Source organism: Pseudoalteromonas sp. GutCa3, assembly GCF_002836155.1.
In the GTDB taxonomy this organism is placed as follows: domain Bacteria; phylum Pseudomonadota; class Gammaproteobacteria; order Enterobacterales; family Alteromonadaceae; genus Pseudoalteromonas; species Pseudoalteromonas arctica.
This window is the reverse complement of the sequence record NZ_PJBK01000041.1, coordinates 1-8,607: the sequence shown is the minus strand read 5'-3', so window position 1 is coordinate 8,607 and position 8,607 is coordinate 1. Positions and strand designations below refer to the sequence as shown.

General features: G+C 40.4%; 8 protein-coding genes. 6 read left to right on the top strand and 2 right to left on the bottom strand.

Annotated elements, in window-relative coordinates; genetic code table 11:
- Positions 1 to 135: 135 nt before the first annotated feature.
- On the bottom strand, positions 136 to 816 hold the full coding sequence (locus CXF64_RS08380) for a Fe2+-dependent dioxygenase (protein WP_007585050.1): 681 nt from the start codon (positions 814 to 816) through the stop codon (positions 136 to 138).
- 77 nt (positions 817 to 893) lie between these two features.
- Entirely contained in the window at positions 894 to 3,074 is a 2,181-nt protein-coding gene (locus CXF64_RS08375; protein WP_101216797.1) for a TonB-dependent receptor, read from the bottom strand.
- Positions 3,075 to 3,291: 217 nt separating this feature from the next.
- Between CXF64_RS08375 and CXF64_RS08370 the strand changes: the two genes are divergently transcribed.
- The 6 genes from CXF64_RS08370 to CXF64_RS08345 are packed head-to-tail and all read left to right on the top strand — an operon-like array spanning position 3,292 to position 8,289.
- On the top strand, positions 3,292 to 4,065 hold the full coding sequence (locus tag CXF64_RS08370; protein WP_101216796.1) for a DUF3450 family protein: 774 nt from the start codon (positions 3,292 to 3,294) through the stop codon (positions 4,063 to 4,065).
- Positions 4,065 to 5,402, top strand: a complete 1,338-nt coding sequence (locus CXF64_RS08365; RefSeq protein ID WP_101216795.1) for a MotA/TolQ/ExbB proton channel family protein — start codon at positions 4,065 to 4,067, stop codon at positions 5,400 to 5,402. The genes CXF64_RS08370 and CXF64_RS08365 overlap by 1 nt, the downstream gene beginning before the upstream one ends.
- Positions 5,395 to 5,775 (top strand): MotA/TolQ/ExbB proton channel family protein, encoded by a 381-nt coding sequence (locus tag CXF64_RS08360; protein WP_002960812.1) that lies wholly within the window; start codon positions 5,395 to 5,397, stop codon positions 5,773 to 5,775. Before CXF64_RS08365 ends, CXF64_RS08360 begins: the two co-directional genes overlap by 8 nt.
- 4 nt (positions 5,776 to 5,779) lie before the next feature.
- A complete protein-coding gene (locus tag CXF64_RS08355; RefSeq protein ID WP_036981164.1) occupies positions 5,780 to 6,184 on the top strand; it encodes an ExbD/TolR family protein in 405 nt (134 codons plus the stop codon).
- Between the two features lies 1 nt (position 6,185).
- Positions 6,186 to 6,842 carry an energy transducer TonB gene (locus CXF64_RS08350; protein ID WP_010555258.1) on the top strand — a complete coding sequence of 219 codons (657 nt, stop codon included), beginning with the start codon at positions 6,186 to 6,188 and terminating at the stop codon, positions 6,840 to 6,842.
- A gap of 19 nt (positions 6,843 to 6,861) precedes the next feature.
- Positions 6,862 to 8,289 (top strand): tetratricopeptide repeat protein, encoded by a 1,428-nt coding sequence (locus CXF64_RS08345; RefSeq protein WP_101216798.1) that lies wholly within the window; start codon positions 6,862 to 6,864, stop codon positions 8,287 to 8,289.
- The last annotated feature ends 318 nt before the right edge of the window (positions 8,290 to 8,607 follow it).

Below are 8,607 nucleotides of genomic sequence, written 5' to 3'. Positions count from 1 at the left end.
GTAATTTAACCACAGCGTTAAATTCTGACTGTAGGCGTGAAGCTTGCTCACGCGAAAAGCGCAGCTTTTAATTACTTATATTTAGTTACTAAAATTTAATTACTTATATCCAATATTTAATAACGAGTATCTTCGTTATGTCTGCGCCCACTGTCTTAGCAAGTTATGATAAACCCCTGTTAATTGAATAATCTCTGGGCTATCTTCTACTTTGCTGCGCAAACTTTGAATCGACATATCTAAATCAAATAATAAACCACGTTTTTCGTCGCTGTTTACCATGCTCTGTAACCAAAAGAATGAGGCTAATCTGCGCCCACTTGTTACTGGCATTACACGATGTAAACTCGTTGAAGGGTACAACACCATACTGCCTGCTGGCAGCTTTACGCTATGTGAGCCATAAGTGTCTTCAATAACAAGTTCACCGCCCTCATAGTCTTCGGGGTCATTAATAAATAACGTCATTGATACATCTGTACGAATTTTTACTGGCGTACCCGGCACTTGTCTAATCGCATTATCTACATGCACACCAAACGATTGCCCACCTTGATAACAGTTAAAAAGCGGAGGAAAAATTTTTGCGGGGAGCGCTGCCGACATAAACAAATTACTACGCGCAAGTGCTGCCATAATAATGTCGCCAAGCTCTTGGCATTCAGGGCTATTTTCAGGTAGCTGTAAGTTATTTTTTGCTTTGGTTGATTGATGCCCTGCGGTAATACTGCCATCGGCCCACTGCGCTTTAAGCAAAACCTCATGACAATACGCCACTTCTTCTTTCGTTAGTAGCTCTGGAATTTTAACTAGCATGTGCGCCCTCTCACATTTTCATCAAATAATTAAGGGCAGAGTTAACTCTGCCCTTTTATGCCGTACTTATTTTACTCTTAGAAAGAGTAGCTCGCTGTTAAGCTAAACTTACGACCATCACCTGGTACAAAGTGTCCACCACCTAACTGATCAACGTAATCTTTATCACCTAAGTTTTCACCATTAAACTGCAGGCTCAAATCTTTTGATATGTCATACGCAACCATCAGGTCAAAAATAGTATAACCTGGCGCACGAGAGCGTGTTGACGTAGTCCCGTTATAACGCTCACCTACATATTGCGCACCTAAACCAAACGATAATTTATCCGACATATCGTACGTAGTCCAAACACTTGCGCTATTTTTAGGCGTACGTGCAAGCTCGTTACCAATTTGAGTTGCGTCGTCGCCTAATGCTTTAGTTACTTCGCTATCTTGGTAAGTGTATGAAGCAATTACAGTCCACTCTTTAGTAATTAGCCCAGTTGCTGAAAGCTCTAAACCTTGTACGCGCTGTTCACCACCGAGTATTTCATCACTTGAGCTATCTGCAAATGGGTCATCAGTACGGGCATTAGTTTTTTCAGTACGGAAAAGTGCAGCATTAGTTTGCAGGCGACCATCCATTAGGCTCCATTTAGTTCCTAATTCATAACTACGGCTTTCTTCTGCGTCTAAATCAGCTGCATTTGAACGCGTAGATACCGTTAGGCTTTCCGCTGATGGATTGAATGAATTACCTGCGCCTAAATATACACTGCCGTTCTCTGTAGGTTTATAAACTACAGCTGCATTCCAGCTAAATAAATCGTCACTTGTAGAAATTAAAGCGCTTGGATCATTGTAATCGTTGTGATAATCCGTAGTGAAGCTATCAAAGCGAATTCCACCTGTAACTTCCCATTGCTTGTTAAGCGTTACTGTATCAAATGCATAAATAGCTTGGTTTTTAGCTTTAGCCTCAATGCTTGTACCGTCACGGCCGTACACACCCGTAAATGCAATTGTTGCATCAGGGTTGTATAAGTCGTTACGTATTCCATCTTCAATTAGGTTATCAGGCGTAGTTGCAACAAAGTTATGGCGTGTAAACGTTTCATTTGCAAGTTCAACACCCACTACTACGTCGTGAGTAAAGCCAGCAAATTCATAGTTACCAATTAAATCAACTTGAAGTGCAGCAAGTGAATTTTCAGTATCACGTGTTTTTTCATCTGCAAAGGTAATGTCAGTGTCTGTTGTAACCGAGAAATAACGCGGTGCAGTTGTTACTGATTCACGTTTTACTTTACCTAAACGACCTTGCACACGTAACGTAGTATTTTGAGAAAAATCATACTCATAACGAGCTGTTGTTGAGTAAGCTTCAATATCTTCGTAATCACGGTAAATATTACCGTAAAAGTTATCAAAGTCGACAGGAGAAGGTGAGCGTGCACTATCTGCAAGTTCAGCTACTGGCGTATCACTGTAAACCCACGGAATGCCGTAATCTGGTAAATTATCTTGGCGTTGATACTCTAGGTTTAAATCAAAACGGCTGTTTGTACCAAGCCCTGTTGCAAATGCAAACGCAACAGCATTTGTTTCGTTTTCAATATGGTCACGACCTGCAACATCACCTTTATCAGTAAGAAGGTTTATACGTAGTGCGCTTGTGTCGTTTACCTGAATGTTAGTATCAAAACGACCACGGTAATCGTTTTCTGTGCCTAAACGTAGCGAAACGTCGTTAAAGCTGTCTAACTTCGCCTTTTTACTTTCTAAATTAACACTACCACCTGTTGCGCCACGACCAGAAACTGCTGAGCCTGGGCCTTTTGCAACTTCAACGGCTTCAATGTTGTAAATATCACGTGTGTAACCTGCAACATCACGAATACCATCTACAAAAATATCATTTGTAGCACTAAAACCACGAATCGACATGCTGTCGCCAGTAGGTGAACCACCCTCACCTGCTGCTAAAGAAATACCAGACACATTGCGTAAAGCATCACGTAAGCTATCTACGTTTCTATCTTTCATTACCGCTTGGTTAATTACCGTTACAGTTTTAGCTGTATCGAGTAGCGGTTGAGTGTATTTATGCGACGTTGATTTTTCAACAACATAGCTAGACTCAGTTTTAGTTTCTGCTTTAGTTACCGATAGTTCTTGAACATCCTGTGCACTTGCCCAAGTTGAAAGCGTTGCCGTAACAACCGCTGCAATTGGCTTTATGTAGGCATTCCCTTTATTCGATGGCTTACTCATGGTTACTCCGTAGTTTTTATTAAGCACTTAACTATTGTTAATTTAAGGTACATATTTAATTTCGGCGAAATCCTACCATTCAAACAACGCAATGTAAACGATAACTGTTATCAATTGCATTGTTATGTAAATTCCTATATTGTATACACACTCAAAAATTAACAGTAATTACGTCCCTGTAATTGCTTGTCGTAACTTTCAGGATTGTTGTTAAGTAATGCGAAGCTTAATTAAACCAATTAGCGTAGTTATCGCGCTTTGTAGCACCATGGCAGTAAACGCCGACACTGTTAGTGAGCTAGAACAACTCGTTAATAAATGGCTACAAATAGAAAATCAAAACACAGAATTAAATACTCATTGGCTTGAACGAAAAAGCAGCATGGAGCAAACCTTAACGCTTCTAAATGCTGAGCAGCAGCAACTTAGCGAGCTTAATCAGCGTAGAAAAAAAAGCACCAGTGAGCTTGCCCAAAAACGCGAACAACTTGTTACTAAGCAATCAGAACTTGAAAATGATCAACAGCAATTAAATGATCAACTAGCACGTATTTCTGGGCAATTACTTTCATTACAAGTGCAACTCCCCCCGCCACTTTTAAGTAGTTGGAAAAACACTGGTGATTTAAGCGACTCACAGCTCAGTACAACTGACAAATTACAAACAGCGCTAAAAATGCTGACTCTACTTAATGATTTTCAACAACGTATTTCAATTCACGAAATGGCAATTAAGCATCCTGACGGGCAAGAAGTGTGGGTAAAGCAGCTTTATTTAGGTGCAGCACAAGCATGGTTTGTAAGCGAAGATTTAAGTTACGTAGGTATTGGTTTTCCAAGTGACTTAGGTTGGCAGTGGGAATTTGACCCAAGCATTAATGCTGAGCAAGTTGCACTAGGTATTGCGGTACAGCAAAAAAAGCGCGCTGCTGATTGGGTAACACTCCCAATATTAAGTTATGTAAATAAAAACCAGCAAGGGGCTAAATAATGGCCTTTAACAGCATAATTAAAGTATTTAGCGCCACAGTGTTACTTTTAAGTGCAAACATTTCTTTTGCAGCTAGCAGTGATGATGCTAAACAAAGTATTTTAACTGATATTAAAACAGCGCAACGTACTCTAAGTAAAACTCAAAATAGTATTTCAAAAGAGCAAGCTACCCTTGCAAAGCAAATTTTTACCAAGCAGCAATCGCTCAGTAAATTACGCGAACAAGCCGCAGTTAATCGCCGCCTAGCTGACGAAAACACATTAAGCCTCGATCAGTTACAAACCCGATTAGATACTTGGCAACAGCAGCAGCAATATCAATTAAACTTACTTAGCCGTTTTGTGCGCCAAAATACCAGCAATAGTGCTGGCAATGGTTCAGGCAATAACAACGCGGCTAATAATCAAAACGAGTTATTAAGCCGCGTTATATCGCAAATTAATAATCAAGAGCAGGCACTTTATCCACAGTTTAAAAAGCAATCGGTTGTGCTAAGTAATGGAGAGTTAAGCCAAGCTAATACCCTTCAAATCGGGCCTGTTGCATGGTTTAGTACGCAAACACCTAAGCTTATGGGGTTATTAAATTTGGATGATGAATCTAATGCATTAAAAGTAGCGTTAGTGCAATCTACAAGTGACGACAACCCACTCGATAATACTTTAAAGCAAAACGGTGTAGGCTCAACATTACTTACTTTTGATCCTAGTTTAACGCACTTAGTAACTAGCCAAGCCCAACAAGAAAGTCCGCTTGAACACCTAGAAAAAGGTGGCTTGTGGGCTATCCCTATTATTTTATTTGCCTGCTTTGCACTAACCATTGCGCTATTAAAAGCCGCGCAACTACTGCGTTTAAGTAAAATTAAAATGCACTCTCAAATGCAATTACAACAATTTTTTAAAGCTGAAAATAGCAGTGAATTTGCAGGCATGCAGCAGCAGTTATTTAACTTAACGCTGCAAAGCGAAAAAGGCCAAGTACGAGACGATCAATTATTTAATCAGTTAATTCATGATAAGCATAAACTCGATAACTTTATTGGCGCTATTGCCGTTACGGCTGCAGTAGCCCCATTACTCGGGTTATTAGGCACTGTTAGCGGCATGATCGAAACATTTAAAATGATGACCTTGTTTGGCTCAGGTGACCCAGAAGTTGTATCGGGCGGTATCGCACAAGCACTTATAACAACCGAATTGGGTTTAGTCGTTGCCATCCCTGCATTGGTATTAAATGCATTGCTATCACGTAAAGCAAAAGCGTACTACAGCCAGCTCGAAGGCTTTGCATTACAGCTAAGTCAACTAGAAAAAGGAGAAACCAATGTTTGAAAAAATCGTTAGTAACCCTATTTGCTGGTGTATTCTTTTACTCGCTTTATTTGTATACCAGCTGATTTTTCATGACTTACTGCACCTTAAACAATACCAAGCGCAGCGTAAAGGTTACTGGCAAGAGGTAAGCTCTATTTTAACAGCAGCGCTTCCGCTACTTGGTTTATTAGGCACCATTGTTGGTTTGCTTGATACATTTAAAGTAATGGCGCTGGGCCATAACGAGTTAATGAGTGACGCCATTGGTGATGCATTACTAACAACTCAATTGGGCCTTGTGTGCGCTATTCCTGCGTGGTTAATGCAAGCCTATTTAGCGTATTCGCAGCGTAATCCTAAATTACATACGTTAAGTAAGCAGTTAGGGTAACAGTATGCAATCACGATTAAAGCACAAGCTAGAGCAAGAAGCGGGGCAACATATTGATATGTCGCCGCTACTTGATGTGGTATTTATATTGCTAATATTTTTTATTGTTACAACCGTATTTGTACGCGAAAGCGGTGTTGAAGTTGATAAACCACAAGCCGTATCGGCCAGCCGCCTTGAGCAGCAAGTTATATTTTTAGCAATAACCGACAACCAACAAGTATTTTTTGATGGTAGCCAAATTGGTGTGGCTGGTGTACGTAGTAGTGTCGAGCAAATGTTAAAACAGCAACAACGCCCTGTGGTAATTCAAGCTGATAAAACAGTACCTACAGAGTTACTTGTTCAAGTAATTGACGAAGCAAAGCTGGCAGGCGCGGCGCAAGTTAACTTAGCTACGAAGCAATAATATGCACACGATTGACTCGCCTCAAAAAACAAAAAACAATCGCCATCCACTTTTTGCATTTGGCCTTAGCCTCATTGTACTTAGTGCTGCATTACTGCTTTTATGGCTTGGACAACTTGCCGAACACCATATACAAGACAAAGTGGTTGTACGTGAGATTGCCATGGTGGCACTGCCACCTCCTCCTCCGCCATCAATATCGCAACAGCAAACAAGTGAGCCAATGCAAAGCTTAGCGGTAGAAGGTGCAGGCGCGTCTATTCAAGCCGTAAAAATTAAGATCAACAGCAATTTAAGTATTGTAAAACCCGATACACCTAGCGTAAAAGTAAGCGCGCCACAATGGCAATCAATGAGTGTAAATTGGGATGCATTTAGCTTAAATCAACTCGATGGTCTCCCCACTTTGCTTACTCCCGTCAAGGCCGTTTTACCAAAAAGCTTAACCCGCCGAGGTGTTGATGTATTTACTGTAAAACTCGATGTATTTATTGATGAAAGTGGCAAGGTAAGTTTAATTGAGGTAGTACAAAACCCATACCCTGAACTTAAACCAGCTATCGACAAAATTATTAAACAAAGCCGCTTTAGTGCACCTAAAAAAGAAGGTGAAACCGTACGCGCTCGCTTTATTTGGCCAATCGAATTTAAACCTTAAGCCTATTAAAATGAAAAACATGAATATATTTAAAACGCTAAAACCATTAACTCGCGCAGTTATCACTACTTTAATGTGCTCATTCCCTTTATTAGGTGTAACTAGCGTGCATGCTAGTGCTGCTAGTACGCCATTAAAAAGTGCGCCACTAAAAGTAACTTTATCGCCTAGCGATCCAACATGGCAGTTGGCTATAAATAATAAATTACTAGGCCCTACAGAGGTCCTTATTGAGCCGACCGAGCGCGGTTTTGCTCGCCAAGTACAACCACTATTGCAAGCAGGTAATTACAGTGAAGTCGCTGCGCTATTTAAAGGCCGTGATATAAGCGAAGATAGCACTGCTTTAAACTTATTACGTGCACAAGTTTTGCTTTCAACAAAAGACTTTAATAACGCTGAACTAGCTTACCTAGCGTGTTTAAAAGCTTCACCTGATTTAGTAAAAGCACACCAAGGTTTGAGCCTTTTATACATGCAACAAGCAAAGTATGATAAAGCGCAAACACACTTAGTTCATAGTATTGAGCTTGGCCAAGCTGACGCACAAAGTTATGCGCAACTTGCTTATATACATGTGCAGCACAGCCAACCTTGGAGCGCAGTAGCGGCGTACCGCCAAGCGCTTATGCTAGCGCCAGAAACAAGCCAATATCAACAAGGGCTATTGTTTGCGTTAATTGAATCGGGTGATTTAAGCCAGGCAAATGCATTATTAAAAGAGTTACTCAATAAAACCCCTGATGAAGCTGAACTTTGGCTGCAACGTGCACAAATAGCGTTACAACTTGATCAAAAAAAGCAAGCGCTTGCTGCTATTGAAGTGGCCTTAAAACTCAACCCTAAAGATACCAGCAACCAGCTTTTAGCAGCCCAGCTGCACTTAAGTGAAGGTAGCAGTGAACGCGCTGTTAGTTTATTAAAGCAAGGTTTAAAATACGCCACTAAACAGCAGCAAGTTGAGGTTATTAATACCACGATGCAAACTTTAGGCTGGCTTGTGTCTCAACAAAAATGGGATTTAGCTAAAGATCTAATAGGCAGCGCAAAAAGATTAACTAAGCAACTACCCCGTGATGAACAAGCCCAGTTTTCTGTATACAGTGCACAACTTGCTATGCAGCAAGGTAATACTACGCGCGCTCTTAAAAGCTTAAATAACGCACTTAAAATAAACCCGAATTTAGGTGATGCCCTGCTTAGTTTAGCGAGTATTTATCGCAGTAAAAATCAGCTTACCCAAGCTAAACTTATGTATGTTCGCGCACAAGCCCTACCTGATTATCAACTATCGGCATGGCTTGGGTTATCGCAAATAGCGATTGATTCTAAAGAATACCCGAGTGCGCTAAAGCATCTTAGAAAAGCATTACAAGCTAACCCGGAGCGCCAGGATTTAATTATCAACATTCGCACCCTTGAGAATATAGTGCGCCAAGAAGGATAAGTTTAAAGCCGTGGTTAAATTTACTTGTAGATGCAGCGCTTGCTGGCGTGACGAGCAAAGCTCGTAATTTCTATATGCAATAAAATCTTAAGTGATTTGTTCACAAAGAGGTTTAGAGGGCGCTGCGCTTTAGAGAAGTAAAAATACATAATTACTATTGTTTTATGTCTTCTCATTTACTCCTCTTTTACTTCTCTTTCGGAGTTTTTAAGTAATTTGCTCACAAAGAGGTTTAGAAGGCGCTGCGCTTTAGAGAAGTAAAAATACATAATTACTATTGTTTTATGTCTTCTCATTTACTCCTCTTTGTGCAATAAG